Origin of the sequence: Streptomyces sp. MspMP-M5, assembly GCF_000373585.1 — a bacterium.
Taxonomy (GTDB): domain Bacteria; phylum Actinomycetota; class Actinomycetes; order Streptomycetales; family Streptomycetaceae; genus Streptomyces.
The window spans coordinates 291,428-317,140 of sequence record NZ_KB891885.1; the positions used below are offsets into that span (position 1 = coordinate 291,428).

The 25,713-nt window shown below is 74.5% G+C and carries 23 protein-coding genes; 9 read left to right on the forward strand and 14 right to left on the reverse strand.

Features of this window, described 5'->3' with window-relative positions; genetic code table 11:
* Positions 1-52: 52 nt before the first annotated feature.
* The 9 genes from B073_RS0114390 to B073_RS46360 form a co-directional block, all read right to left on the reverse strand.
* Complete coding sequence (locus B073_RS0114390) at positions 53-2,050, reverse strand: NADH-quinone oxidoreductase subunit L (protein WP_018538787.1); 1,998 nt, start codon at positions 2,048-2,050, stop codon at positions 53-55.
* Positions 2,047-2,442, reverse strand: a complete 396-nt coding sequence (nuoK, locus tag B073_RS0114395; protein WP_018538788.1) for an NADH-quinone oxidoreductase subunit NuoK — start codon at positions 2,440-2,442, stop codon at positions 2,047-2,049. Before nuoK ends, B073_RS0114390 begins: the two co-directional genes overlap by 4 nt.
* Positions 2,442-3,032, reverse strand: a complete 591-nt coding sequence (locus B073_RS0114400; RefSeq protein WP_018538789.1) for an NADH-quinone oxidoreductase subunit J — start codon at positions 3,030-3,032, stop codon at positions 2,442-2,444. The genes nuoK and B073_RS0114400 overlap by 1 nt, the downstream gene beginning before the upstream one ends.
* The gene (locus tag B073_RS0114405) at positions 3,029-3,625 is read right to left on the reverse strand and encodes a NuoI/complex I 23 kDa subunit family protein (RefSeq protein WP_018538790.1); all 597 of its coding nucleotides are present in this window, start codon (positions 3,623-3,625) and stop codon (positions 3,029-3,031) included. Before B073_RS0114405 ends, B073_RS0114400 begins: the two co-directional genes overlap by 4 nt.
* Positions 3,625-4,590, reverse strand: coding sequence for a complex I subunit 1/NuoH family protein (locus B073_RS0114410; protein ID WP_018538791.1), 966 nt, complete (start codon positions 4,588-4,590; stop codon positions 3,625-3,627). Before B073_RS0114410 ends, B073_RS0114405 begins: the two co-directional genes overlap by 1 nt.
* Positions 4,587-5,831, reverse strand: a complete 1,245-nt coding sequence (locus B073_RS0114415; protein WP_018538792.1) for an NADH-quinone oxidoreductase subunit C — start codon at positions 5,829-5,831, stop codon at positions 4,587-4,589. The genes B073_RS0114410 and B073_RS0114415 overlap by 4 nt, the downstream gene beginning before the upstream one ends.
* Entirely contained in the window at positions 5,828-6,484 is a 657-nt protein-coding gene (locus tag B073_RS0114420) for an NADH-quinone oxidoreductase subunit B (protein WP_018538793.1), read from the reverse strand. Before B073_RS0114420 ends, B073_RS0114415 begins: the two co-directional genes overlap by 4 nt.
* Positions 6,475-6,876, reverse strand: coding sequence for an NADH-quinone oxidoreductase subunit A (locus B073_RS0114425; RefSeq protein ID WP_018538794.1), 402 nt, complete (start codon positions 6,874-6,876; stop codon positions 6,475-6,477). The genes B073_RS0114420 and B073_RS0114425 overlap by 10 nt, the downstream gene beginning before the upstream one ends.
* Before the next feature lie 309 nt (positions 6,877-7,185).
* Positions 7,186-8,277: a hypothetical protein gene (locus tag B073_RS46360; protein ID WP_018538795.1), complete on the reverse strand. Its 1,092-nt coding sequence runs from the start codon at positions 8,275-8,277 to the stop codon at positions 7,186-7,188.
* 155 nt (positions 8,278-8,432) lie between these two features.
* Between B073_RS46360 and B073_RS48760 the strand changes: the two genes are divergently transcribed.
* Positions 8,433-8,567 (forward strand): hypothetical protein, encoded by a 135-nt coding sequence (locus B073_RS48760; RefSeq protein ID WP_018538796.1) that lies wholly within the window; start codon positions 8,433-8,435, stop codon positions 8,565-8,567.
* Positions 8,568-9,006: 439 nt separating this feature from the next.
* Here B073_RS48760 and B073_RS0114440 read toward each other — a convergent pair whose 3' ends face one another.
* Complete coding sequence (locus B073_RS0114440) at positions 9,007-10,158, reverse strand: hypothetical protein (protein ID WP_018538797.1); 1,152 nt, start codon at positions 10,156-10,158, stop codon at positions 9,007-9,009.
* Positions 10,159-10,306: 148 nt separating this feature from the next.
* Here B073_RS0114440 and B073_RS0114445 point away from each other — a divergent pair, with 148 nt between their 5' ends.
* The 6 genes from B073_RS0114445 (at position 10,307) to rarD (ending at position 18,551) form a co-directional block, all read left to right on the forward strand.
* Positions 10,307-11,518 (forward strand): sensor histidine kinase, encoded by a 1,212-nt coding sequence (locus tag B073_RS0114445; RefSeq protein ID WP_018538798.1) that lies wholly within the window; start codon positions 10,307-10,309, stop codon positions 11,516-11,518.
* Between the two features lie 185 nt (positions 11,519-11,703).
* On the forward strand, positions 11,704-13,038 hold the full coding sequence (locus tag B073_RS0114450; RefSeq protein WP_018538799.1) for a sensor histidine kinase: 1,335 nt from the start codon (positions 11,704-11,706) through the stop codon (positions 13,036-13,038).
* Between the two features lie 233 nt (positions 13,039-13,271).
* Positions 13,272-13,931, forward strand: coding sequence for a response regulator transcription factor (locus B073_RS0114455; protein WP_026247367.1), 660 nt, complete (start codon positions 13,272-13,274; stop codon positions 13,929-13,931).
* Positions 13,932-14,236: 305 nt separating this feature from the next.
* Positions 14,237-16,189: a 2-oxoacid:acceptor oxidoreductase subunit alpha gene (locus tag B073_RS0114460; RefSeq protein ID WP_018538801.1), complete on the forward strand. Its 1,953-nt coding sequence runs from the start codon at positions 14,237-14,239 to the stop codon at positions 16,187-16,189.
* Complete coding sequence (locus B073_RS0114465) at positions 16,182-17,276, forward strand: 2-oxoacid:ferredoxin oxidoreductase subunit beta (RefSeq protein WP_018538802.1); 1,095 nt, start codon at positions 16,182-16,184, stop codon at positions 17,274-17,276. The genes B073_RS0114460 and B073_RS0114465 overlap by 8 nt, the downstream gene beginning before the upstream one ends.
* Positions 17,277-17,525: 249 nt before the next feature.
* Entirely contained in the window at positions 17,526-18,551 is a 1,026-nt protein-coding gene (gene rarD / locus B073_RS0114470) for an EamA family transporter RarD (RefSeq protein WP_018538803.1), read from the forward strand.
* Here rarD and B073_RS0114475 read toward each other — a convergent pair.
* The 4 genes from B073_RS0114475 to B073_RS0114490 form a co-directional block, all read right to left on the reverse strand.
* Positions 18,541-19,491, reverse strand: coding sequence for an ABC transporter permease (locus tag B073_RS0114475; RefSeq protein WP_078508014.1), 951 nt, complete (start codon positions 19,489-19,491; stop codon positions 18,541-18,543). The two genes, rarD and B073_RS0114475, sit on opposite strands and share 11 nt — an antisense overlap.
* Positions 19,478-20,521 (reverse strand): ABC transporter ATP-binding protein, encoded by a 1,044-nt coding sequence (locus B073_RS0114480; RefSeq protein WP_234025077.1) that lies wholly within the window; start codon positions 20,519-20,521, stop codon positions 19,478-19,480. Before B073_RS0114480 ends, B073_RS0114475 begins: the two co-directional genes overlap by 14 nt.
* 120 nt (positions 20,522-20,641) lie before the next feature.
* Positions 20,642-21,916, reverse strand: a complete 1,275-nt coding sequence (locus tag B073_RS0114485) for a LolA family protein (protein WP_018538806.1) — start codon at positions 21,914-21,916, stop codon at positions 20,642-20,644.
* A 303-nt stretch (positions 21,917-22,219) separates the two neighbouring features.
* Positions 22,220-23,233: a polyprenyl synthetase family protein gene (locus tag B073_RS0114490; RefSeq protein WP_018538807.1), complete on the reverse strand. Its 1,014-nt coding sequence runs from the start codon at positions 23,231-23,233 to the stop codon at positions 22,220-22,222.
* A gap of 642 nt (positions 23,234-23,875) precedes the next feature.
* Here B073_RS0114490 and fahA point away from each other — a divergent pair.
* Together fahA and B073_RS0114505 are read left to right on the forward strand one after the other, a co-directional pair.
* Complete coding sequence (gene fahA / locus B073_RS0114500) at positions 23,876-25,099, forward strand: fumarylacetoacetase (RefSeq protein ID WP_018538809.1); 1,224 nt, start codon at positions 23,876-23,878, stop codon at positions 25,097-25,099.
* Between the two features lie 88 nt (positions 25,100-25,187).
* A complete protein-coding gene (locus B073_RS0114505) occupies positions 25,188-25,673 on the forward strand; it encodes a hypothetical protein (protein WP_018538810.1) in 486 nt (161 codons plus the stop codon).
* Positions 25,674-25,713 lie beyond the last annotated feature (40 nt).

Below are 25,713 nucleotides of genomic sequence, written 5' to 3' on the forward strand. Positions count from 1 at the left end.
AGGACTGTCGGCTGGGGGTGCGGGGGTCGGCCCGCGGAGGATCGCGGCACGGTCAGGCTCCCGTACCCGTGGCGACGAGGACGGCGGTGACGGCCAGTACGAGCGCGCCGCCCAGCAGCGCCCCGAGGTAGGTCTGCACGTTCCCGGTCTGGGCGCGGCGGACGGCGGCGCCCAGCCAGCGGGGGGCGGCGCCCGCGCCGCTGACGTAGGTGTCGACGACCGCCCGGTCCAGGAAGCGGACGAGGGCCGCGGCCGCGCGGGTGGGCCGGACGAACAGCGCGGAGTAGACCGCGTCAAGGTGGAAGCCGACGGCCGCGTGGCGGTGCAGCGGGCCGAGCAGGAGCCGGCCGGGGTCGGCCGGGTCCGTGGCGCCGGCGGCGTCGCCGTAGGCCGGGGGGTGGGTGGCGATGGCGAGTTCCTCGGCGAGCGCGGGGGCGGCGTCCTCGACGACGGCGACGGCACCGATCGGGGCGCGGGCGGCGCGGGCGCTGGTGTGGCGCCAGGCGGCGTAGGTGATCAGGCCGCCGACGAGGGCGGCACCGGTGCCGAGCACGGAGGTGGTGGCGGTCGGTTCGAGCGAGCGCCCGTCGAACCACGCGGGCAGCAGGGGGGCGGTCAGGCCGAAGCCGACGGTGGGGACGAAGAGCACCCACAGGGTGGCGGTCATGGCGAGCGGCTGGCGACCGTGATCCGGGATCTCCGGCCCGGTGCCGCGGAAGGCCAGCAGCCACAGCCGGGTGGCGTAGGCGGCGGTGAGGAGGGCGGTGAGCAGGCCGGAGACCAGGACGGTCCAGCCGGCGACGCCGGGGACGCCGGCCGCGTGGCCGGTGGCGGCGTGCTCGGCGGCGCCCAGGACGGCTTCCTTGGAGAAGAAGCCGGCGAACGGCGGGATCGCGGCGAGCGCGAGCAGGGCGACGGCCAGCGTCCAGGCGGCGTCCGGGACGCGCCGGGCCAGCCCGCTCATACGGGACATGGCGGCCAGCGAGTTGGTGCCCGCGGCGTGGATGACCACGCCCGCGCCGAGGAAGAGGAGAGCCTTGAACGCGCCGTGCGCCAGGAGGTGGAAGACGGCGGCACCGCGGTCGCCGACGGCCAGCGCGCCGGTCATGTAGCCGAGCTGGCCGACGGTCGAGTAGGCCAGCACCCGTTTGATGTCGTCCTGGGCCAGCGCGGCCAGGGCGGAGCCGACCATGGTCACCGCGGCCACGACGGCGAGCACGACCAGCGCCGCGGCGGAGGCGGCGAAGACCGGGAGGAGGCGGGCGACGACGTACACACCGGCGGCGACCATCGTCGCGGCGTGGATCAGCGCGGAGACCGGCGTCGGGCCGGCCATCGCGTCCGGGAGCCAGGTGTGCAGCGGGAACTGCGCCGACTTGCCGGCGACGCCGGCCAGCAGCAGCAGTGCGATCAGTGTCGGGTGGTGCAGCCCGTCGCGGGCGACATGGCCCAGGATGCCGGTGATCCGGAAGGTCCCGGTGTCGGCGGCCAGCGCGAAGATGCCGAAGAGGAAGGGGACGTCGCCGAGCTTGGTGACGAGGAACGCCTTGAGGGACGCGACGCGGGCGACCTCGGTCTCCCAGTAGTGGCCGACGAGGAAGTACGAGCAGATGCCCATCACTTCCCAGCCGACCAGCAGCACCATCAGGTCGCCGGTGTAGACGACCAGCAGCATCGCGGAGGTGAAGAGCGAGACCAGCGCGGCGTAGGACGGGTAGCGCGGATCGTCGCGCAGATACGCCGTGGAGTAGATCTGCACACAGGTCGCCACGACGCCGACGAGGACGCCGATCAGCGCGGCGAAGCCGTCGATGTGCAGCGCCAGGTCGATCGGGAGGGAGCCGGTCGGGGTGAGCCGGGTGGCGACGTCGGTGGCCGGTCCGCCGCCCTGGCCGACGGCGACGGCGACGGTCAGCACGGCCGCGGCGAGCGTCGGCAGTACCGCCAACGGCCGGACGAAGCCGGGCGAGCGGCGCCCCAGGAGGAGGCCGGCGACGGCCCCGAGGAAGGGCAGCAGGGGGACGAGTACGGCGGTGGTCGTGAGCGTCACGCGGTGGCCTCCGCCCCGGTGTCCGGCTGCGGCTGCCGCGCCCCGGCCGCACCGGCCGGGCTTCCCGGACCGGACGGTCCGGCCGGCTGCTCGGCGAGGTCGCGGAGCCGGTCGATGTCGGAGCTGCCGCGGTTGCGGTAGACGAGCAGCACGATCGCCAGGCCGATGCCGATCTCGGCGGCGGCGACGGCGATGGTGAAGAGGGTGAGTGCCTGGCCGGCGTGCAGGGTGTCGCGCAGCCAGGCGTCGAAGGCGACGAGGTTGAGGTTGACGGCGTTGAGCATCAGCTCGACGGACATCAGCACCAGGATCGCGTTGCGGCGCGCGAGCACGCCGTACAGGCCGGTGCAGAAGAGGAGGACGGCGAGGACCGCCGGGTACGCGAGATGCATCAGTGCCGCCCCTCCCCCGCGGCCGGGGGCGTGGTCTCGGCGGCGCCCTTCGCGCCGCCGCCCCGCCGGGAGAGCACGATCGCGCCGACGAGCGCGGCGAGCAGCAGGACGGAGAGCGCCTCGAAGGGCAGCACCCAGTAGCGGAAGAGGCTGTTGCCGGAGGCCGCGGCGGAGCCCTGGGCGGCCCCGTCGAGGTCGATCCAGGTGGCGCGGAAGGCGTCGACGACGACCCAGACCAGGGCCGCGGCCGAGGCGCCGGCCACCGTCAGCGCGGCCCAGCGGTTGCCCGAGTCGGCGTCCGGGGACGGCCCGATGGGCGCCTTGGTCAGCATCAGCCCGAAGAGCAGCAGCACGACCACCGATCCGACGTAGATCAGCACCTGCACCCAGGCGATGAACTCGGCGGTGAGCAGGAGGTACTCCACGGCGATCCCGCCGAGGGCGACCACCAGCCAGAGGGCGGCGTGCACCAGCTGGCGGGAGCCGACGGTCATCAGTGCCGCGCCGAGGGTGGCGATGCCGACGAGGACGAAGGCGATCTCGACGCCGGTGGGCGAGAGGAAGCCGTGGCTTGCGGCGGCGAGCGTCACGTTCCCTCCCCCTTGTCGGTGTCGGCGGTCTGCTGTTCCTGTGCGGCGGCGGCCTCTTGGGCGGCGAGCTTGTCCGCGGTCTTGCGGGCGGCGGCGATCTCCTTGGGCTCCTCGGCCGCCGGGTCCGGCGCGGGCGGCTCGGGCACCGTCCACATCCACTCGCGCAGCTTGTCGCGTTCGTGGGTCAGCTCGCGGATGTCGGTCTCGGCGTACTCGAACTCCGGCGACCAGAACAGCGCGTCGAAGGGGCAGACCTCGATGCAGATCCCGCAGTACATGCACAGCGCGAAGTCGATCGCGAAGCGGTCCAGGACGTTGCGGCTGCGCTCCCGGCCCCCGGGGGCGGCCGGCGGCACCGTCTCCTTGTGGGAGTCGATGTAGATGCACCAGTCGGGGCACTCGCGGGCGCACAGCATGCAGACCGTGCAGTTCTCCTCGAACAGCCCGATGACGCCGCGGGTGCGCGGCGCGAGGTCGGGCTGGACGTCCGGGTACTGCGCGGTGACGGACTTCCGCGTCATCGTCCGGAGCGTGACGGCCAGGCCCTTGGCGAGGCCGCTGCCGGGCCAGCCTTTTTTCTTCTCGGGGGCCATCAGGAGATCACCACCTTGACGACGCCGGTGAGGGCGATCTGGGCGAGGGCGAGCGGGATCAGGACCGTCCAGGCGAGCTTCTGCAGCTGGTCCTCGCGCAGCCGCGGGTAGGTGACCCGCAGCCAGATGACGACGAAGCTCAAGCCCACGGTCTTGACCAGCGTCCACAGCCAGCCCAGGCCATCGGCGCCGAACGGGCCGTGCCAGCCGCCCAGGAAGAGGACCGCGGTCAGCGCGCTGAGCACGACGATGCCGGCGTACTCGGCGAGCAGGAAGAGCGCGAAGCGCAGTCCGGTGTACTCGGTGTACGCGCCGAAGATGATCTCCGAGTCGGCGACCGGCATGTCGAACGGCGGCCGCTGGAGCTCGGCGAGGCCGGCGGTGAAGAACACCACCCCGCCGACGATCTGCCACGGCACCCACCACCAGTGGAAGGCGCCGAGGATGCCGGGCAGCGAGAGGGTGCCGGCGGCCATTGCAACGGACGCGGCGGCCAGCAGCATCGGCAGTTCGTAGGCGAGCAGCTGCGCGGCCGTCCGCAGACCGCCGAGCAGGGAGAACTTGTTCGCCGACGCCCAGCCCGCCATCAGGGAGCCGAGCACGCCGACGCCCATCACGGCGAGCACGAAGAAGATCCCGGCGTCCAGGGCCTGCCCGACGGCGTTGCCCGGCCCGATCGGGATGGCGACCAGGACCAGGAGGTACGGCAGCAGCGCGACCGCGGGCGCGAGCTGGAAGATCCGCCGGTCGGCGCCGGCCGGGACGACGTCCTCCTTCTGCGCGAACTTCACGCCGTCGGCGACCAGCTGCGCCCAGCCGTGGAACCCGCCGGCGTACATGGGGCCGAGGCGGCCCTGCATGTGGGCCATGACCTTGTGCTCGGTCTGGCCGATCACCAGCGGGAAGACCAGGAAGACGACGAAGACGGCGAGCAGGCGCAGCGCCAGGGCGAGGGTGTCGCTCACGGGGTGTCGCCTCCTTCGTCTTCGGGCCGTCGGGCGTCTTCGGCGGGTTGCGGCGGGGACGTCGGCTCCGGTGCGTCGGCCGGCGCGGGCTCGGGGGCCGGCGCGGGTTTCCCGGCGGCTTCCGCTTCGCCTTCGTCGAAGGCCGGGCCGGCGTGGTGCCAGGGCGCGTCGGCGGAGCGCGGGGGCCCGGCCGGGCGCCGCGCGGCGGCCGGGGCGCCCTCGGTGTCCTGGGGCGCGGTGGGCTCGGGCGCCGCCGGCCGGTCGGCTGCCGGCTGCTGGCTGGCCGAGCCCTCGCTCACCGACCGGTTGCGACGGGGCGGGCGGTCCGGGCGCGCGGCGCGGGCCGGGCGTTCGGCCGGGATGCCGGCCGGTGCCCCGGTCGCCGGTGCCTCGGCGGCCGGTGCCCCCGTTGCCTCGGCGGCCGGCGCCTGCTGGCTCGCCGAGCCGGCGCTCGCGCTGCGGGTGCGGCGCGGCGGACGCTCGCCACCGGCCGCCGCCGCCCGCGCACCGCGGGCCGGCCGCGCCGGGGCGGGCGGCAACTGGCCCTTGAGCGGGCCCCACTCGTTGGGGTCGGGGACGCCCGGGGGCAGCATCTGCCGCCGCTTGGGGCCGCCATGCTCGGACTCGCCCGGCTCCTTGGCGCCGGGCCACGCCTTGGCGACCCGGGCCGCCAGCACGAAGTCCTTGCGCAGCGGATGGCCCTCGAACGCGTCCGGCAGCAGCAGCGGCACGAGGTGCGGGTGGCCGGTGAAGTCCACGCCGAACATCTCGTGGGTCTCCCGCTCGTGCCAGCCGGCGCCCGCGAACACGCCCACGGCGGTGGGCAGTACGGGCGCGTCGTGCGGCACGGTGGTCCGCACGACCAGCCGGCGGACGGCGCCGGGGCGCGCCACGGCGGCGAGGTGGGCGCAGACCCGGAAGCCGGTGCCGGGCTCGTCGACGGCGCTCAGCCAGTCGAAGTAGGTGCAGCCGAGGGTGTCGCGGGCGGTGGTCAGCGCGGCGATCCAGGCGTCCGCCGGGACGTCGACGGTCAGCACGTCGTACGCCAGCTCGGCGGTGGCGCCGGCGCCGAAGAGCTCGGTGGCCGGGCCCGGCAGCCAGCCGACGGCCGGCTCGGCGATCGGCTCGGCGGCCGCCGCGGTGTCCTGCCGGCCGGGCTGCTCGGACTGGTCGGGCTTCTCGGACTGGTCGGGCTTCTCGGACTGGTCTGGCTGCTCTGGCTGGTCTGGCTGCTCGGTCATCGGGGGTCCTCCCCCGTCGTTCCGGACGCGTCCGGCGCCGGGGCGGCCGGCGGCGGCACCAGGCCGCTGCGCAGGGCCGCGGCGGACGGCCGGGCGGCGTGCTGGTAGCGCTCGCCGAGCGACTCGCGGGCGATCTTCTCCTGGAGCTTGAGGATGCCCTGGAGCAGCGCCTCCGGACGGGGCGGGCAGCCGGGGACGTAGACGTCCACCGGGATGATCTGGTCGACGCCCTTGGTCACCGCGTACGAGTCCCAGTAGGGGCCGCCGCAGTTGGAGCAGGCGCCGAAGGAGATGACGTACTTGGGCTCCGGCATCTGCTCGTAGAGCCGCTTGACGGCCGGGGCCATCTTGTCCGTCACCGTGCCGGAGACGACCATCAGGTCGGCCTGGCGCGGGCCGGGCGCGAACGGGATCACACCGAGCCGGATGAAGTCGTGCCGGGCCATGGACGCGGCGATGAACTCGATGGCGCAGCAGGCGAGTCCGAAGTTGAAGACCCACAGGCTGTAGCGGCGGCCCCAGTTGAGGACCACCTTCATCGGTTCCGGCGCGAGCCGGGCCAGCGCGCCGAGGCGCCGCGGCTCCGGCAGGAACTCGGGGCCGGCGCTCCGGGGCGCGGCCGCGGAGCCGGCGGGGGCAGGGGTCACGTCCATTCCAGGACGCCCTTCTTGTACGCGTAGAGCAGGCCGACGGCGAGGAAGCCGAGGAAGACGAACATCTCCACCAGCGTCACACCGCCGAAACCGGGCGCGGCGAAGACCGTCGCCCAGGGGAACAGGAAGATCGAGTCGACGGCGAAGACGACGTAGAGGAAGGCGTAGACGTAGTAGCGGACCTGGGTGTGCGCCCAGCCCTCACCGACCGGGTCCACACCGCACTCGTACGTCAGCAGCTTCTCGGGCGTGGGCACGACAGGCCGCAGCAGCCGCCCGGCCCCGAAGGCCGCGGCGACGAACAGCACCCCGACCACGGCGATGATCCCGACGGCCGAATAGCCCTGGAAATAGTCCGCGGCGACGGTGGTGCGTACGGTCGCGTCCGGCACGTCCGCCCTCGCTCCCTGCCTGCGCTTCTTGAAACGACTTTTACACGATCTGTACGGACGGGAGTCTAGGCCCTGCCCCGGCCACCAGGGCAGCCGCGTGAGCGCGGGAGGCGGGGTCGTCCGTGCTTCTGTCCGTACTTCGCCCTACCTGGGTGGCCGGCAGCGTAGACGGACGGCGCGTTTACCTCACCGGGCGTCTCATGAGGCGGACGGAAATCGTCCGTCTGGCGGGACGGGCGCGAGCTGGGGCGGGGACCGGGGCGGGTGCCGGACGGCTGCAGGGCGACCGCAGGGCGTGCCGGGGGTTCGTCAGCGCGGGGGGCCGGCGTTGAACGGGGTCCGGGGGTCGGTGGGGGGCGGTGGCGCCTGGGGGTGGAGGGGTGTCTGCGGGTGCACCGGGGGATGGAGGGGTACCTGGGGGTGGAGGGGTGTCTGGGGGTGCACCGGGGGCGGGGGCGGCGGTGCGGCCGAAGGCTGAGGCCGGGGCTGGGGCTGCGGCTGGGGCTGCGGCTGGTGGGCGGGAGCCGGGTGGGGTGGGGGCCGGCGGCGGGACCGGTCGCGGGAGACCGCGCGGTCCATCGTCTCGGCCGCGATCCGGGCCGCCGCCTCCCGCGTCCGGGCGCCCAGCAGCTCGGCGCGGATGGCGCCGCCCGCCGCCAGGTGGCGGTCGTAGGGCAGCGGCAGCACCGCCGCGCCGCCGGCGCCCAGATGCGCGGCGGCCCTGCGGACGTCGACGCCGCTGTCCGGCGACGGGTGGGTGAGCACCACGACCGTCGTGGGCAGCAGTCCGGGGTGCAGACCGCCGACCCAGTCCAGTACGGAACGGGTGGCGGCCACCCCCTCCGGGGTCGCCGGGGTGACCAGGACGCGGGCCTGGGTCGTCACCAGCGCGGTGCGCGCCACCTCGGCGGGCAGCGACTCGCAGTCCACGACCGTGGCGGCGAAGTGGCGGCGCAGCGAGGTCATCACCACGCGGTAGGTCTCCAGGTCGAGGCGGGTGCCGATGGCGCCCTGGCTGCCAGGCAGCAGCCAGCCGCCGCCGGCGAACGGCAGCAGATAGCCCGTCAGGTCCGTGATCAGCATCGACGGGTCGAGGATCTGCGCCAGGTCGCTGCCCGACCAGCGGACCGCGCGGGCACCGAGCCGGTGCGGGAGCGTGCCCAGCGCCGGGTCGGCCTCGACGGCGAGCACCGGGTCGGGGCGGTAGTGCGCGAAGGTCAGCGCGAGCAGGGCGGCGACGGTGGACTTGCCCGCGCCGCCGCGGATGCTGGACACCGCGATCTGCCGGCCGCTGGAGACCGGCTGCTGGATGGCGTGCGCGGCCTGGGTGAGGGCGGCGGTCTCGGCGGCCGGCGAGGACGCGAACGCCCGGCGCAGCGCCCGTCCCGCCCGCCGGGCCAACGGGTCGCCGCGACGTGGCCGGGGCTGCCCGTCGGCCAGCTCGGGCGGCAGCAGCGGTACGGAGACGGGCGTACGGGCCGGCAGCCCGGGACGCCCGTAACGGCCGGGGGCGGGCGGGGGCGCGGGCTGGGCAGCCTCAGGGGCTGGAGGGGTGGGTGGGGTGGCGGGTGGAGTGGTGGGTGGGGCTGGTGTGGGTGGTGCCTGAGGAGCCGATGCGGGAGCAGGGGCCGATGCGGGAGCAGGAGCAGGAGCAGGCGCCGGCGCCGGCGCCGGCGCCGGTGTGTACGTAGGCACCGGGTCGAACGGGGACGCTTCGGGCGCGGCAGACATGGACGCGACCGGGGCCGGTGCCGGGGCCGGTGCCGGGGCCGAAGACGGCATCGGCGCAACCGGCGGCATCGGAACGGCAGCCGGCAGCGCCCCCGGCACACCACCGTCCACCGCCGCACCACCCGGCCCACTCGAACCGCCCGGCCCACTCGAACCGTCCGGACGGCCTGAACCGCCCGGCCCGTCCGACCCGTAGGACCCGTCCGCCCTGTAGGACCCGCCAGAAACGGCCCCACTCACACTCACCGCGTCCACGGCCGCACCGCCCACGCCTTCCGTGCTCTCCGTCGTCACCTGGCCCTCACCTCCTCCCTGTGCCCCATGTCCCGGAACTCCCCGGCCCGGCCGGAACGTTCCGGCGCCGACCGGTCCGTACGCGATTCTTCACCGGTTCTCCCCTCAGGAGCCGCCTCCCAGCAGCAGCCCGTAGAGGCCGAACGCGCCGAGGCCCACGGGGATCAGCGCCACCACGCTCACCGACTCCACCAGGTCGAGCCAGCGCCGCAGCCGGTCGCGGAGCGGTGCCGGCGGCCGGACGGCGAGCGCGGCCACCGGCAGGGCGGCCAGCAGACCCAGCGCGGCGAGGGCGAGCGCCGGGCCCCCGCCGTCCGTCGCGCAGAGCACAACCAGCCGTACGCAGACGGCCGTTCCGGCGGCGAGCAGGGCGGCCACCTCGGCGGTCAGCGGATAGGCGCGGGCCCGGGAGAACAGGACGACGGCGAGCAGCAGCGCCGTCAGCACCGTCCAGAAACCGGGCCGGCCCGCCGCGAGGACACCGGCCGCGCCGGCCGAGGCGGCGGTCGCGACGGTGGCCGGGGCCAGCCCCCGGTGGGCGGCGGCCAGCGCGGCGGCCGCCCGGTGGTGGCCGGCCGGGCTGCCGCCGGTGTGCCGGTCGTCGAGCCCGGTCAGTCCGGCCGCGCGCAGGGCCAGGCGGGGCAGCGTCCCGAGGGCCAGTACGGAGAGGAAGCCGAGGGCGACGCCGGTGCGGACGGGGTCGGTGAGGGCCAGCAGGAGTTCCCAGGCGCCGACCGCGAGCGCGACCGCGGCCGCGCCGGTGAGGCCGCCGCGGCCCAGGCCGGTGCGCAGGCCGAGCAGGGCCAGCGCGGCCGCCGCGGTGAGTCCGGCGGCGGCGAGCCGGGCGGCGCCGCCACCGGCCGCGTGCCAGGCGGCGAGGATTCCGAGGGTGGTGCCGGTGAGCAGCAGGGCGGTGCCGGCGGCGCGCCGGGCGGGCGTGGCGGTGAGCGCCGCGCCGCCGCCCGCGGCCAGCACGGCCGCGCCGCCCAGCCACGGGGCGGCGCCGGCCGCGTACCAGGTGGTGGCGGCGATCCCGGCGACGGCGGCGAGCAGCACGCTCGCGGCGGCCGCGGTCCGGGTGCGGCTGCGGTCGTCCCAGCGGTCGCCGGCGGCCGGGAGTTCGGCCGGTCCGGTCGGCGCCGCGGCGGGCCGCGCCGGGGCCGGGGGCCGGCCGCCGCGCTGTCCGGGAGCCCCTGCCGGGACGGCCGCAGCCGCGTCCGGTGTCGCACTCGTCATGTCCACGCGGCCGTTCTGCACCGCAACACCATACGGTCCCGGCGCCGCCCCCTGTCCACGGTGTCCCGCGGCAATCCGGGCCCGGTGGACGGGAGGTGGGGGAAACCCCCGGCCCGCCACCCGACGAACCCCATGGCAGAGTGCCGCGGACCCCGGCAAGCTGGGGCGTATGACGGAAAGTTCCCAGCTCACCGCAGATGCCGACGCCGACGACGGAGTGCCGCTGCCGCCGCCCCGGGCGCCGCTCGACGCCTGGACATGGCGGGAGATCGGCTATCTGCTGGCCAACCTCCCGATGACCGTGGCGGCGTTCGCGGTGCTGGTGGTGTGGCTGACGCTGGGTCTGGGGCTCTCCGTCACGGTCGTCGGACTGCCGCTGCTGGCCGCGGGTCTGACGGTCTGTCGGCTCTACGGGCGGCTGGAACGGGCCCGGGCGCGGGCCTGGCTCGGGGTGGCGGTGGCCGAGCCGAGCCCGCTGCACAGCCCCGAGGGCGGGTTCCTCGGGTGGCTGTGGCCGCGGCTGAAGGACCCGGTGGCGTGGCGGCACGCGCTGTTCGCGGTGGTCCGGCTGCCGTGGGGCGTCCTCACCTTCGCGATTGTCCTGGTCTCGCTGTTCGTGGGCTGGCCGGTGCTGCCGTGGGTGGCGCGCTGGCTGGCCGACGTGGACCGGGCGCTGGTGCGGGGGCTGCTGTCGCCCTCCGACGAGCTGGAGCGGCGGATCGCCGAGCTGGAGTCGGACCGGCGGGCGGTCACCGACACCGCGGCCGCCGATCTGCGGCGGATCGAGCGGGATCTGCACGACGGGGCGCAGGCCCGGCTGGTGGCGCTCGCCATGGGGCTCGGCCTGGCGAAGGAGAAGCTGGCGGAGGGCCGGGCCGACGAGACCGTGGCGCGGATGGTCGACGAGGCGCACGGCGAGGTGAAGCTGGCCCTCCAGGAGCTGCGGGACCTGGCCCGCGGCATCCATCCGGCGATCCTCACCGACCGCGGGCTGGGGCCGGCGCTGGCGTCGCTGGCCGGCCGCTGCACGGTGCCGGTCACCACGTCCGTGGACCTGACCGAGCGGCCCGCACCGGCCATCGAGGGGATCGTCTACTTCACCGTCTCCGAGCTGCTGCAGAACGTCGCCAAGCACAGCGGGGCGCGGCAGGCGTCGGTGGAGGTGTGGCGGTCCCGGGACAGGCTGCTGCTGCAGGTACTGGACGACGGGCGGGGCGGGGCGCGGCTCGACGGCGGCAGCGGGATGGCCGGGCTCGCGGACCGGCTGGGCGCGGTGGACGGGCTGTTCGTGCTGGACTCGCCGGCGGGCGGGCCGACCCGGGTGACGGCGGAGGTCCCGTGGCGGCCACGGCCGGAGCCGGGGGCGGGCCGCCCAGGGTAACGGGCCGCCGGCCCGCCGCCGGAGGTGGGGAAAACCCCCGGCGGAAGACTGCGAGCAGCCTCATGGCACCGGCCGCGCCGGTCACCGACCCTGGACTGGCCGGCGGGCGCCGGCACCGGACACCACGCAGACCGGCAGCGCCACGCAGAACGGCACCGCCACGCAGAACGGACGGACGACGAGACATGGACACCGCGTACTCCGCGCACCCCGCCCACCCCCCGCGGCCCCGCCGCCACCGGGTGCCCGCGGGGCTGCGCGCCCCCTTCTCGGCGCGCACCTGGCGGGAGTTCCTGCACCTGTGCCTGGGCCTCCCGGTGGCGTGTGCGACGTTCGCCTACGCGGTCACCGTGGTCTCGGTGAGCGCCGGGCTGCTGATCACGTTCCTGGGCATCCCGCTGCTGGCCGGGGGGCTGGCCGGGGCGCGCGGGCTGGGCGCCGTGGAGCGGGCCCGGGCGCGGGCACTGCTGGGGCTGGACGTGGCCGCCCCGGAGCCGCTGCGCCCCGCGAAGCCGGGCCTGATGCCGTGGGTCGCGGCGGTGCTCAGGAGCGGGGCGTCCTGGCGGCATCTGCTCTACGGGTTCCTGCACTTCCCCTGGGCGCTGTTCGCGTTCGTCCTGTCGGTGACGTTCTGGACGGTCGGCTGGGCGCTGCTGGCCCTCCCGTTCTGCTACTGGCTGCTGCCCCAGTACGCCGCGGTGCCCCGGCTCCAGCTGTGGGGCGACGGAGGCGCCGTCCTCTACGTGAGCCCGGCGGTGGCGGCCGGCGCGACCGGCGTGCTCGGGCTGCTGATGGTGCTGTCCGGGCCGTGGGTGATCCGCGGGCTGGCGGTGGTGGACGGACTGCTGGTGCGGGGGCTGCTGGGGCCGTCGCCGCTGGCGACCCGGGTCAGCGAGCTGGAGTCGGACCGCGGGGTGGTGGCCGACACCGCCGCCGCCGATCTGCGGCGGATCGAGCGGGATCTGCACGACGGCGCACAGGCCCGGCTGGTGGCGCTGGCGATGGACCTGGGGATGGCGAAGGAGCGGCTGGCGGAGGGCCGGGCCGACGAGACCGTGGCGCGGATGATCGACGAGGCGCACGGCGAGGTGAAGATCGCGCTCCAGGAGCTGCGGGACCTGGCCCGCGGCATCCACCCGGCGATCCTCACCGACCGCGGCCTGGGCCCGGCGCTCTCCGCGCTGGCCGGCCGCTGCCCGGTGCCGGTCGCGGTCGAGGTGGACCTGGACCGCCGCCCGGCCCCGGCCATCGAGGGCATCGCCTACTTCACCGTCTCCGAGCTGCTGCAGAACGTCGCCAGGCACAGCGGGGCGGACCGCGCGACGGTGGACGTCTGGCGCACCGCGGAGACCCTGCTGCTGACGGTGTCGGACGACGGCCGGGGCGGCGCGAGCACCGCGGCCGGCGGCGGGCTGGCCGGGCTCGCCGAGCGGCTGGACTCCGTCGACGGCCTGCTCGTCGTGGACTCCCCGGCCGGCGGCCCCACCACCGTGACCGCCGAGCTGCCCTGGCGCGGCTGACCGCGCAGGCCGGGACCGCGCCGGCCTCCGCCCCGGCCGCTCCCGTTCACCCCCGGGCCCCGTCCCGTTGTCCCCGCCGCCCGCCCCGGTCCGGATGCTGGAATGCTGGGAACCGGCAGACCGGACCGTAGGAGCAGGGGGAAGCGCATCGTGGGCGACATGGTGAACGCGGTGAAGGCGATGAATCGGCGGACGCGGTGAACGCGACGGACGCGGTGAACGCGGAGGACAGCGTGCGGGTGGTCATCGCCGAGGACTCGGTGCTGCTGCGGGAGGGGCTGACCCGCTTGCTGACCGACCGCGGCCACGAGGTCGTGGCGGGCGTGGGCGACGGCGAGGCGCTGGTGCGGACCGTCGCCGAGCTGGCCGGCGCGGGCACCCCACCGGACGTGGTGGTGGCGGACGTACGGATGCCGCCCACCCACACCGACGAGGGCATCCGGGCCGCGCTGCGGCTGCGCCGGGACCACCCCGGGGTCGCCGTGCTGGTGCTGTCGCAGTACGTCGAGGAGCAGTACGCGACCGAGCTGCTGGCCGGATCGAGCCGGGGCATCGGCTATCTGCTGAAGGACCGGGTCGCCGAGGTGCGGGAGTTCGTGGACGCGGTGGTCCGGGTGGCCCGCGGCGGCACCGCGCTGGACCCGGAGGTGGTGGCGCAGCTGCTGGGCCGCAGCCGCAAGCAGGACACCCTGGCGCACCTGACACCGCGCGAGCGCGAGGTGCTGGGGCTGATGGCCGAGGGGCGGACCAACGCGGCGATCGCCCGGCGGCTGGTGGTCAGCGACGGCGCGGTGGAGAAGCACGTCAGCAACATCTTCCTGAAGCTGGGGCTGACGCCGAGTGACGGGGATCACCGCAGGGTGCTCGCGGTCCTCACCTACCTCGGATCCTGACTAACTGACACCCCGTCAGTTGTGGGCGATACCCGGATTCACCGGCGGCCCGGGGCGGGTCGTAGAACGATGGCCCTAGCACCAATGGACGAGGCCGGTGCGTCATGAGACAGGGGTGACGGGGGCAGTGATTCGATGACAAACCATGACAGAACGGTGTCTCATCCTGGCGTCCAGCATGTGACCGGACCAGGGAAGGGCACCCTTACCCAAGTACGATGGTTATGGGACAACCGGTCGGTACGACCCGTCCCACGCCCTGCGTCCGGCGGGGACGCCGCACCCCTTGAGGGAGGTCCGAAGCAGTGACCAGCCAGGTCAGTAGCACAGCCGAGCAGGCCGACGGAGCGCTAGTCGGGGAACAGCGCACGTCCGGCGACGGCGGCCCGGGCAAGGAAGTCCGGCGCCTGGACCGGGTGATCATCCGGTTCGCCGGCGACTCCGGTGACGGTATGCAGCTCACCGGTGACCGTTTCACCTCCGAGACGGCGTCGTTCGGCAACGACCTGTCGACGCTGCCGAACTTCCCGGCCGAGATCCGGGCCCCCGCCGGGACCCTCCCGGGCGTCTCCAGCTTCCAGCTGCACTTCGCCGACCACGACATCCTCACGCCCGGCGACGCGCCGAACGTCCTGGTCGCGATGAACCCGGCCGCCCTGAAGGCCAACATCGGCGACGTGCCGCGCGGCGCGGAGATCATCGTCAACACCGACGAGTTCACCAAGCGCCCGATGGCCAAGGTCGGCTACGACAGCAATCCGCTGGAGGACGGCTCGCTGTCGGCGTACAACGTCCACCCGGTGCCGCTGACGACGCTGACCATCGAGGCGCTCAAGGACTTCGGGCTCTCCCGGAAGGAGGCCGAGCGCAGCAAGAACATGTTCGCGCTGGGCCTGCTGTCGTGGATGTACCACCGGCCGACCGAGGGGACGGAGAAGTTCCTGCGGGCGAAGTTCGCCAAGAAGCCGGACATCGCGGAGGCCAACGTCACGGCCTTCCGGGCGGGTTGGAACTTCGGTGAGACCACCGAGGACTTCGCCACCTCCTACGAGGTCGCGCCGGCCACCACGGCCTTCCCGACGGGCACCTACCGCAACATCTCCGGCAACCTCGCGCTGGCCTACGGCCTGATCGCCGCCTCCCGTCAGGCCGATCTGCCGCTCTACCTCGGCTCGTACCCGATCACGCCGGCCTCGGACATCCTGCACGAGCTGTCCCGGCACAAGAACTTCGGCGTGCGCACGTTCCAGGCGGAGGACGAGATCGCGGGCATCGGCGCGGCGCTGGGCGCGGCGTTCGGCGGCTCACTGGCGGTGACGACGACCTCCGGCCCCGGTGTGGCGCTGAAGTCCGAGACCATCGGCCTGGCCGTCAGCCTCGAACTCCCGCTGCTGGTCGTGGACATCCAGCGCGGCGGCCCCTCGACCGGTCTGCCCACCAAGACCGAGCAGGCCGACCTGCTGCAGGCGATGTACGGCCGCAACGGCGAGGCACCGGTGCCGATCGTGGCCCCGAGGACGCCCGCCGACTGCTTCGACGCGGCGCTGGACGCGGCCCGGATCGCGCTCACCTACCGCACCCCGGTCTTCCTGCTCTCCGACGGCTATCTGGCCAACGGCTCGGAGCCCTGGCGGATTCCCGAGATCGACGAACTGCCCGATCTGCGCGTGCAGTTCGCCGGCGGCCCCAACCACCGGCTGGCGGACGGCACCGAGGTGTTCTGGCCCTACAAGCGCGACCCCGAGACCCTGGCCCGCCCGTGGGCCGTCCCCGGCACGCCCGGCCTGGAGCACCGCATCGGCGGCATCGAGAAGCAGGACGGCACCGGCAACATCTCCTACGACCCGGCCAACCACGACTTCATGGTCCGCACCCGCCAGGCCAAGGTGGACGGCATCGACGTCCCGGACGTCGAGGTCGACGACCCGGCGGACGAGAGCGGCCGCGGCGCGGACACCCTCGTGCTGGGCTGGGGCTCGACGTACGGGCCGATCACCGCGGCGGTCCGGCGGGTGCGGGGCGCGGGGCAGCGCATCGCCCAGGCGCATCTGCGCCACCTCAACCCCTTCCCCGGGAATCTGGGCGAGGTCCTGGCGCGTTACGACAAGGTGGTCGTGCCGGAGATGAACCTCGGTCAGCTCGCCACTCTGCTGCGCGCGAGATACCTCGTCGACGCGCGCTCGCACACTCAGGTCAGCGGGATGCCGTTCAAGGCCGAGCAGCTCGCGGAGGTCCTTAAGGAGGCCATCAATGACTGACACGGTCTCGGAGCAGCCCCCGCAGGTCGAGGCGCTCTCCCTGGTGCCCAAGGCCACGGCGAAGCAGTCCATGAAGGACTTCAAGTCCGACCAGGAGGTGCGCTGGTGCCCCGGCTGCGGTGACTACGCCGTCCTCGCCGCCGTCCAGGGCTTCATGCCGGAGCTGGGCCTGGCGAAGGAGAACATCGTCTTCGTCTCCGGCATCGGCTGCTCCTCCCGCTTCCCGTACTACATGAACACCTACGGGATGCACTCCATCCACGGCCGCGCCCCGGCCATCGCCACCGGCCTGGCCTCCTCCCGCCGCGACCTGTCGGTCTGGGTCGTCACCGGCGACGGCGACGCCCTCTCCATCGGCGGCAACCACCTCATCCACGCCCTGCGCCGCAACGTCAACCTCAAGATCCTGCTGTTCAACAACCGGATCTACGGGCTGACCAAGGGCCAGTACAGCCCCACCTCCGAGGTCGGCAAGATCACCAAGTCGACGCCGATGGGATCGCTGGACGCGCCGTTCAACCCGGTCTCGCTGGCGCTGGGTGCCGAGGCGACCTTCGTGGCCCGCACCGTCGACTCCGACCGCAAGCACCTCACCTCGGTGCTGCGCGCGGCCGCCGCCCACCCCGGCGCGGCGCTGGTGGAGATCTACCAGAACTGCAACATCTTCAACGACGGCGCCTTCGAGGTCCTCAAGGACAAGGACCAGGCCCAGGAGGCGGTGATCCGGCTGGAGCACGGGCAGCCGATCCGGTTCGGCGCCCCGGCACCGGACGGCCTCGGCTCCAAGGGCGTGGTCCGCGACGCCGCCACCGGCGACCTCAAGGTCGTCGACGTCACCGAGGAGGGCACCGACGGCGTGCTGGTGCACGACGCCCACACCCCCTCCCCCACCACGGCGTTCGCCCTCTCCCGCCTCGCCGACCCCGACACCCTGCACCGCACCCCGATCGGCGTGCTGCGCGACGTCGAACGGCCCGTCTACGACACCCTGATGTCCGAGCAACTGGACACCGCCGTCGAGCAGAAGGGCAAGGGCGACCTCGCCGCCCTGCTGACCGGCAACGACACCTGGACGGTCGTCGGCTAGCCGGCCGGCCGGAAATCCTCCGCGGGTGCCCGCGGGAGCGCCGCACGGTGCTCTCCGCGGGCACCCGCGCGTTTGCATGGGGTCCGGAAGCCGGGAAGTGGGCGAAGGGCGCTCCACCCCCGCTTCTGCGCCGGGCCGGGCGCCGTTCTTCACCCCGGTGTCATGACCGTCATGCGGAACGGACATGACAGCCGGGGTGGACGGCGCTACCTTGCAACAGCACCGACCACGCGCGACCAGGAGGGCCCCTTGCCGTCTCGAACCGACCAGCGCGCCGGCCTCGCGTACGGCGTCGCCGCCTACACCATGTGGGGCCTGCTGCCGCTGTACTGGCATCTGCTCGACGCCGCCGCACCGTCCGAGATCCTGGCCCACCGCATGCTGTGGTCGCTGCCGGTCGCCCTGGTCATCCTGGCCGCGCTGCGCCGCTGGTCCTGGATACCCCCGCTGCTGCGGCAGCCCAGGAGGCTCGGGCTGGTCCTGGTCTGTGCCGTGGTGATCTCGCTGAACTGGTTCCTCTACATCTGGGCGGTCAACGCCGGGCACGTCCTCGAAGCCTCGCTCGGCTACTTCATCAACCCCCTGGTGAGCATCGCCTTCGGGGTGCTGGTGCTGCGCGAGCGGCTGCGGCCGCTGCAGTGGGCCGCGGTGGGCATCGGCACCCTGGCCGTCGTCGTGATGACCGTCGCCTACGGCCGGATGCCCTGGATCGCCCTCGGACTGGCCCTGTCGTTCGCCACCTACGGGCTGGTGAAGAAGGGCATCAGGCTCGACGGCATCGAGGGCTTCAGCGCCGAGACCGCGCTGCAGGCGCTGCCGGCGCTCGGCTTTCTCGTCTACCTCGGGCTGCACGGGCGGTCCGCCTTCGTCAGCGGAGGGACGGGGCAGGCGCTGCTGCTCGCGGCCTGCGGCATCGCGACCGCGGTGCCGCTGATCTGCTTCGGCGCCTCGGCGGTACGACTGCCGCTGACCACCCTCGGGATGCTGCAGTACCTGGCGCCGACCTTCCAGTTCCTGCTGGGCCTGACCGCCTTCCACGAGACGATGCCGCCGGAGCGCTGGGCGGGCTTCGCGCTGGTGTGGGCGGCGCTGGCCGTGCTGACCTGGGACGCGCTGCGGACCGCCCGGCGGGCGGCGCATGAGCTGGCCGCCGCGGGGGCGCGGGCCGGCGAGGCGGCAGCGGCCGGGGCGGCAGCGGCGGCAGCCGCGGACAGGGCCGAGGGGGCCGCCCCGCAGGCGGGCCCCGAGACCACCCGGGGGCCCGTCAGGCCGTGATGTCCCGGGTGGTGAACCGCGCCCAGGCCGCCGACCCGAACACCGCCGCATAGAGCGCCTGGAGGCCGAGGTTCCGCAGGATCCCGTCGACGTAGACGGGGTCGCGGAGCAGGTCCGCGAAGGACAGCCAGTAGTGCGGGAAGAGATACGGCTGGACGGCCTGGAGCTGCGGTATGCCGTCCAGGATCTGGGCGGTCAGCACCAGCCCGACGGTGCCGGCCATCGCGGCGACACCGCTGTCGGTGAGCGTGGAGACGAACAGGCCGAGGGCCGCCACCCCGAGCAGGGAGAACGCCACCACGCCCGCCACGGCCAGCGCCCGCAGCAGCCCCTCGCCGAAGGATATGGACGTCCCCGACAGCAGCGTCACCCTGCCCAGCGGGAACAGCAGCGCGCCGGTGACCAGCGCGGAGAGCGCCACGACGAGCGTGCCCGCCAGGCAGAACACCACGACCGTGGCGAACTTGGCGCGCAGCAGGCGGGCCCGGCCGGCGGGGGCGACAAGGAGGTAGCGCAGCGTCCCGGTGTGCGCCTCGCCGGCGAGGGCGTCGCCGGCGATCACCCCGACGGCCATCGGCAGGAACACCGGCAGCGTCACCGCGAGGGCGGTGAAGACCAGGAAGAGGCCGTTGCCCGCGATCCCGGCGAGGAACGCCGGGCCGCGGCCGTCGCCGTCCGCGCCGCCGTGCTGCCCGGTCTGGATCCGGACGGCGACACCGACCAGCACCGGGACGCCCGCGAGCACGGCCAGCAGCACCAGGGTGCGCCAGCGCCGGAAGGTCGTGACGATCTCGCTGCGCAGCAGGCCCGGCGACCACCGCGACACCCAGGAACGGGACGCGCGGACCCGAGGGGGCGCCTCGGGCGCCTGAGGTGCCTGGGGTGCCCGGGGGTCCTCGGGTGCCGCTTCGGCCGGCGGCCGGCGCTCAGCCCGCGACATCGAATCCCTCCCCGGTGAGCCGGACGAAGACGTCCTCCAGCGACGGCCGTTCGGTGCCCAGGGCCCGGACCCGGACGCCGGCGCGGACCAGTGCGGCGTTCAGCTCCGCCGGGTCCGGCGGCGGGCCGTCCGGCGAGTCCGCGGGCAGCTCGCCGGTGACCCGGTCGCCGTCGGCCCGCAGGCCGGTCAGACCGTGCTCCTTCAGGACCCGCACCGCGTCGGCCGGATCTGGCGTGGTCACCGCCAGCCGGCCGTGGCCGCCCGGGCCGAGGACCGCGGCGGTGAGGCCGGCGACCGGCCCCTGGGTGACCAGCCGGCCCCGGGCCATCACCGCGGCGTGCGTGCAGACCTGCTCGATCTCGTCGAGGAGATGGGAGGAGAGGAAGACGGTGGTGCCGTCCGCCGCCAGCTCCCGCACCAGGGTGCGGATCTCCCGCATGCCCTGCGGGTCCAGGCCGTTGGTCGGCTCGTCCAGCACCAGCAGCTCGCGGGGCCTCAGCAGGGCGGCGGCCAGCCCCAGCCGCTGCTTCATGCCGAGGGAGTAGGTGCGCGCCTTCTTGCCGGCCGCGGCGGCCAGGCCCACCCGCTCCAGCGCCCGGCCGACCCGCTCGGTGCGGGTGCGGGGCTCGGCGGTCGGGTCGGCGGCGTCGAACCGCCGGAGGTTGTCCCGCCCGCTGAGGAAGCCGTAGAGCGCCGGGCCCTCGATGAGCGCGCCGACCCTGGGGAGCACCTGGCGGGCGCCGCCGGGCATCGGCCGGCCCAGCACCCGCGCCGTGCCGGCGGTCGGCTCGATCAGACCCATCAGCATCCGGATGGTGGTGGTCTTGCCGGAGCCGTTGGGGCCGAGGAAACCGAAGACGCTGCCGCGCGGCACCGCCAGATCGAGCCCGTCGACGGCGGGGCGGCCGCCGCGGTACGCCTTGGTCAGCCCCCGGGTCTCGATCACCCGGTGCTCGCCGGCGGCCGCCGCGCGCCGCTCGTCCGCGGCGGGTGGTGGTGACGGTGGTGACACGCTCTCCCCCCAACTCATGGCGTACACCGGCCTGTCGGGGCCGTACGACCGGGCACGCGGACCGCGGGCCTGCCGCGCCGCTCCCCCGGCGGAGGTGCGACGCGGCCCGACCGCCCCGGCCGTGACCCCTTGGTTCTGCTACTTCTTCGCGGCGTCGGCCGCGGCTATCAGGGCCTGCTGGTCGACGGCGCCGACATAGACCCTGCCGTCGTCGGTGATCAGGGCGTTGACCAGGCGGGTGCTGAAGACGTGGCCGGAGCCGAACGTGCCGGACACCTTGCTGCCCAGGCTGTCCAGGAACTTTCCGGCGTCGCCCTTGGCGAGCTGGTCCTTGCCGCCGGAACCGCCGGGACCGCCGGGGGCCTTGAGGGCGGCGATGGACGTCCAGCCCTTGCCGAGGACCTCGAACCCGCCGGCGCCCTTCGGGCCCTGGTGGCCCTTGAAGCCGCCGAAACCACCGAAGCCGCCGAGGCCCTCGCCGCCCTCGCCCTTGCCGTGGGCGGCCCGGTCGCCGTTGACGACCTTGGCGCCCTTGGGCGGGGTGAAGGCGAAGGTGTCCGCGGCCGGGCGGGCGAAGTCGACGCGGGTGTAGCCGACGTCGACCGCGGCCGGGCCGCCGCTCTTCGGGGTGAGGGTGAACTTCAGCGGGACGCCGTTGGCGGCGTCCACCGCGACCCGGATCGAGCCGACCGTGGAGGCGGCCTGCTTGGGCTTGATGACGAGCTGGTACGCGTCCCGTCCGGCGACCCTGGCGGTGTCGCCGACGGTCACCGAGGTGGTGTCCCCGGCCGCCTTCAGGACCTCCTTGGCGAGCTCCTGCGGGGTGGCGTTCTGCAGGCCGTCGGGAAGACCCTCGGGCGCGCCGCGATGCGCACCGCGGCGGGCGTCCTTGGGGGCGGTGTGGTGCACGGCGCTGTTGCTGCCGCTGTCGTACGACCAGACGTCCGCGCCGTTGTGGACGAGGGTGTAGTCGGCGGACTTGCCGACGATCGACACCCGCTGCTTGTCGGGGCCGTCGGCGGCGACCCGCAGGGTGTGCGTGCCGGACGCCAGCTCGGTCAGCTTGCTCTGCGGCGAGGCGGCGGCGCCCGCGCCGTCCCCGCCCTTCCCGCCGCCGAGGGCGCCGGCGCCCGCACCGCCCGGCAGCGCGGGCAGGCCGAGGTCCGTGGTGACCTGGACCGTGCCGGACAGCTGCTGGACGTCGGACTTGGCGATCTTCGCTATCAGGTCCTGGGCGGAGATCTTCGGCAGGTCGGGAGAACCGGAGCCGGCGAACGCCGGGACCAGCCCGATCGTCGCGGCCGTCACCCCCGCCACCGCGACCGGCACGGCGTACCGCACCGCCTTACGGCGCCGTGCGGAGCGCCCCCCGTCCCATTCCTCGGTGACCTCGGTCGGTTCGTTCCGTGGCATCTGGCCTACCTCCGTCGTGTGCGGCGGTCCTGCGTCGTGCACCTGCCCACCCGCCGGGCCATCATGGCCCGCCCCGCCGCTTCGTGGTGCTTTCCATCTCACCAAAAACCGCGGACTCCGGCGTCAACCCGCAGGGCCAACTCCGCGTACTGCTGAGGGATGACACCCCGTCGCGGAGTGGCGGAACCCGTACTCCGCCGGTCGCACCGCCCCGAGGGGAATCCCTAGGGGACGTCGGGGAGTCATGGGGGAAACCCCGGCCCGGGCCCGTAGCTCGGCCGGCCCCCGCCCGTCGGACCCCGCTCAGCGTGCCCGGTGCACCACCGCGTCGCACAGCTCTTCCAGAGCCGTCTTCGCCATGCACTCCGGCAGCGGCGCCAGCGTCGCGCGGGCGTCCTCGGCGTAGCGCACGGTGTCCTGGCGGGCCTGCTCCAGCGCCGGGTGGGCGCGCAGCCCGGCGAGCGCCTCGGCGTGCCGGGCGTCGTCGGTGAGGTCGCCGGCCAGCAGCTCGCACAGGGCGCGGTCCTCGGCGGTGCCGGCGCTGCTCTCGGCGAGCGCGCGCAGCCGCAGCACGGGCAGCGTCGCGACGCCCTCGCGCAGGTCCGTGCCGGGCGTCTTGCCGGACTCGTGCGAGTCGCTGGCGATGTCCAGGACGTCGTCGGCCAGCTGGAAGGCGGTGCCCAGCCGCTCGCCGTACTGGGTGAGGGTGTTGACGGTGGTCTCGTCGGCGCCGGACATCATCGCGCCGAAGCGGCAGGCGACGGCCACCAGCGAACCGGTCTTGCCCGCGAGGACGTCGAGGTAGTGGTCGACGGGGTCGCGGCCGTCGCGCGGTCCGGCGGTCTCCAGGATCTGGCCGGTCACCAGGCGCTCGAACGCCTCGGCCTGGATGCGGACGGCCTCCGGCCCGAGGTCGGCGAGGATGTGCGAGGCGCGGGCGAAGAGGAAGTCGCCGGTCAGCACCGCGACGGAGTTGCCCCAGCGGGCGTTGGCGCTGGACACCCCGCGGCGCACGCCGGCCTCGTCCATCACGTCGTCGTGGTAGAGCGTCGCCAGGTGTGTGAGCTCCACGACGACGGCCGAGGGCACCACGCCCGGACTGTAGGGGTCGCCGAACTGGGCGGCCAGCATCACCAGCAGCGGGCGGAACCGCTTGCCCCCGGCGCGCACCAGGTGCTGCGCGGCCTCGGTGATGAACGGCACGTCACTCTTGGTGGCCTCCAGCAGGCCCTCCTCGACAGCCGCCAATCCGGCCTGGACATCGGCTTCGAGAGCCTTGTCCCGCACGCTCAGCCCAAGGGGCCCGACGACGGTCACGAGGGGTACTCCTGTCTGCTGACGATCAAACCGAATGTCGATCTGTCGCTGTCTCCACCATTGGCCAGCGTATCCGGTCACGGTTGGATCACCACGAGCGCCCGCCCCCCGAACCACTCGGCCAGCACAGAACCCGTCCCGAGGGTAGGTTCCCGATCGCCGCCGGGCGGGGCTTTCCGTGGAAGCGGTGGGACGGCAGGGACGTGAGATACCTCAAAAGGCCACCGGTGTCACAGAGGTGACCGGCGCGCCGTGCGCCCGGCGGGGACCGCCGGGTTCCGTCGACGGGGCGGTGCCGTTCACGGGACCGTTCACTCTCTCCGGTGGACGCGCGGGCACCGCACCGTCCGGCCGCGCCGCCCGCCGCACGCCGCACCCACAGGGACCGAATTACGCGTTACGGCAAGGCATTTACCGTATGCACCGGCCGGTGCGCCGCACGCCGCCGCCCCGCGCGGCGACGTCCCGGCCCGGGGCCGCCCGTTCCCGGCCGGGCACCTTCCCCGCGTGATCACCGGCGGTCGTACCCTGATCGACGGACCCACCGGCCCACGGCACCGCACCGCTCTCCACCCGGTCCGAGCAGCGGCGCCCCCGTGGCCGGCCGCCCACCGGCGACGACGAACGCGAGGAGCAGTGTCCATGCCCGAGCACAGCCCGTTCGACCTGGCAGAAGGCGACCCCTTCGGCCCGCACACCCTCCCCTACGGCGTCTTCAGCACCGCCGACGCACCCGGCCTGCGCCGGCTCGGTGTCCGCTACGGCCGCCACGTCCTCGACCTGGCCGCCCTGCCGGACGCCCTGCCCGCCGCCGCGCCACACGCCGCACTGCTCACCGCCACCACCCTCAACCCCCTGCTGGCCGCCGGCCGCCCCGTCTGGCAGCAGGTCCGCGCGGCCGTCCGCAGCGCGCTGACCGACCCCGCGCACCGCACCGCGGTGGCCCCCCTGCTGCGCCCGCTGGACGACGTCACCCTGCATCTGCCCTTCGAGGTCGCCGACTACGTCGACTTCTACTCCAGCGAGCACCACGCCACCAACGTCGGCCGGATCTTCCGCCCCGACGGCGCCGCCCTGCCGCCCAACTGGAAGCACCTGCCGATCGGTTACCACGGCCGGGCCGGCACCGTCGTGGTCTCCGGCACCCCCGTGGTGCGGCCGCACGGCCAGCGCAAGACCCCGGCCGATCCCGCGCCGGTCTTCGGCCCGTCCACCCGCCTGGACATCGAGGCGGAGGTCGGCTTCGTCGTCGGCACCCCCTCCGCGCTGCACGCGCCGGTCGGCCTGTCCGCGTTCCGGGAGCACGTCTTCGGCGTCTGCCTGGTCAACGACTGGTCGGCGCGCGACATCCAGGCGTGGGAGTACCTGCCGCTCGGCCCGTTCCTCGGCAAGTCCTTCGCGACCTCCGTCTCGGCCTGGGTCACCCCGCTGGACGCCTTCGACGCCGCCCGGACGGCGCCGCCCGCCCGGGACGTGCCGCCGCTGCCGTACCTCGACGACAGCGCCGCCGAGCCGGGCGGCCTCGACCTGCGGATCGAGGTGCGGCTCAACGGCGAGGTGATCTCCCGCCCGCCGTTCGCCGCGATGTACTGGACGGCCGCCCAGCAGCTGGCCCACATGACCGTCAACGGCGCCTCGCTGCGCACCGGCGACCTCTACGCCTCCGGCACCGTCTCCGGCCCCGAACCCGACCAGCTCGGCTGCCTCCTGGAGCTCACCCAGGGCAAGGGCCCCTACCTCCAGGACGGCGACGAGGTCGCCCTCACCGCCTGGGCGCCCGGCCCGGACGGCGCCCGGATCGGCCTCGGCGAGGTCGTCGGCCGGGTGCTGCCCGCCGCGGCACTGCCCGACGGCGCCCCGGTATGACCCGTTCCGCGGCGGGCGGCCGAGCCCGCCGTCCGCCGCGGCCCGCTGCTAGCCTCGCGTCACCTGTCCCACAACGGAGGAGACGCACGTGCGCAAGGCAGTGCAGTTCGCCGGGGCGGCCGCCGTCGCCGCGCTGCTGCTCAGCGGCTGCGGAAGCAGCGGCGACGGCGGCAAGGACGCGAGCACCCCGAGCAAGGCGCCGGAGGCCGCCCCGTCCACCGCGGGCGGCGACGGCAAGGCCGCGAACCCCACCGCCGTCGAGGGCGCCTGGAAGGGCGGCACGACGGCCGCCCCGCTGGTCCTGGTGGTCGCCAAGGGCACCGTCGCCTTCAGCAACGGGCACCGATCCGCCTGCATGGGCAAGGTCGAGAAGATGGCCGGCATGACCATGGCCGTCCTCAAGTGCACCGACGGCGACACCACCCGCACCATGGGCACCCTCAAGCCCGGTGCGGACGGCCGGACGCTGACCGTCGACTGGAAGAACGGCCCGACCGAGAAGTACACCAGGACCGACGACGGCAGCATCAAGATCCCGGATCTGCCCAAGCTGCCGGACCTGCCCAAGAGCTGACCGCGCGCCGCGGAACGCACGACGGCCGCCGCCCGGCTCC

What these genes read in the sequence shown, in the direction of transcription:
- nuoK (WP_018538788.1), bottom strand. Translation starts at nt 2,442, where the DNA reads ATGCATCTCGCGTACCCGGCGGTCCTCGCCGTCCTCCTCTTCTGCACC.
- B073_RS0114415 (WP_018538792.1), bottom strand. Translation starts at nt 5,831, where the DNA reads ATGACCGAGCAGCCAGACCAGCCAGAGCAGCCAGACCAGTCCGAGAAG.
- B073_RS0114485 (WP_018538806.1), bottom strand. Translation starts at nt 21,916, where the DNA reads ATGCCACGGAACGAACCGACCGAGGTCACCGAGGAATGGGACGGGGGG.
- B073_RS0114420 (WP_018538793.1), bottom strand. Translation starts at nt 6,484, where the DNA reads ATGGACGTGACCCCTGCCCCCGCCGGCTCCGCGGCCGCGCCCCGGAGC.
- B073_RS0114405 (WP_018538790.1), bottom strand. Translation starts at nt 3,625, where the DNA reads ATGGCCCCCGAGAAGAAAAAAGGCTGGCCCGGCAGCGGCCTCGCCAAG.
- B073_RS0114480 (WP_234025077.1), bottom strand. Translation starts at nt 20,521, where the DNA reads ATGAGTTGGGGGGAGAGCGTGTCACCACCGTCACCACCACCCGCCGCG.
- B073_RS0114475 (WP_078508014.1), bottom strand. Translation starts at nt 19,491, where the DNA reads ATGTCGCGGGCTGAGCGCCGGCCGCCGGCCGAAGCGGCACCCGAGGAC.
- fahA (WP_018538809.1), top strand. Translation starts at nt 23,876, where the DNA reads ATGCCCGAGCACAGCCCGTTCGACCTGGCAGAAGGCGACCCCTTCGGC.
- B073_RS0114450 (WP_018538799.1), top strand. Translation starts at nt 11,704, where the DNA reads ATGGACACCGCGTACTCCGCGCACCCCGCCCACCCCCCGCGGCCCCGC.
- B073_RS0114465 (WP_018538802.1), top strand. Translation starts at nt 16,182, where the DNA reads ATGACTGACACGGTCTCGGAGCAGCCCCCGCAGGTCGAGGCGCTCTCC.
- B073_RS0114445 (WP_018538798.1), top strand. Translation starts at nt 10,307, where the DNA reads ATGACGGAAAGTTCCCAGCTCACCGCAGATGCCGACGCCGACGACGGA.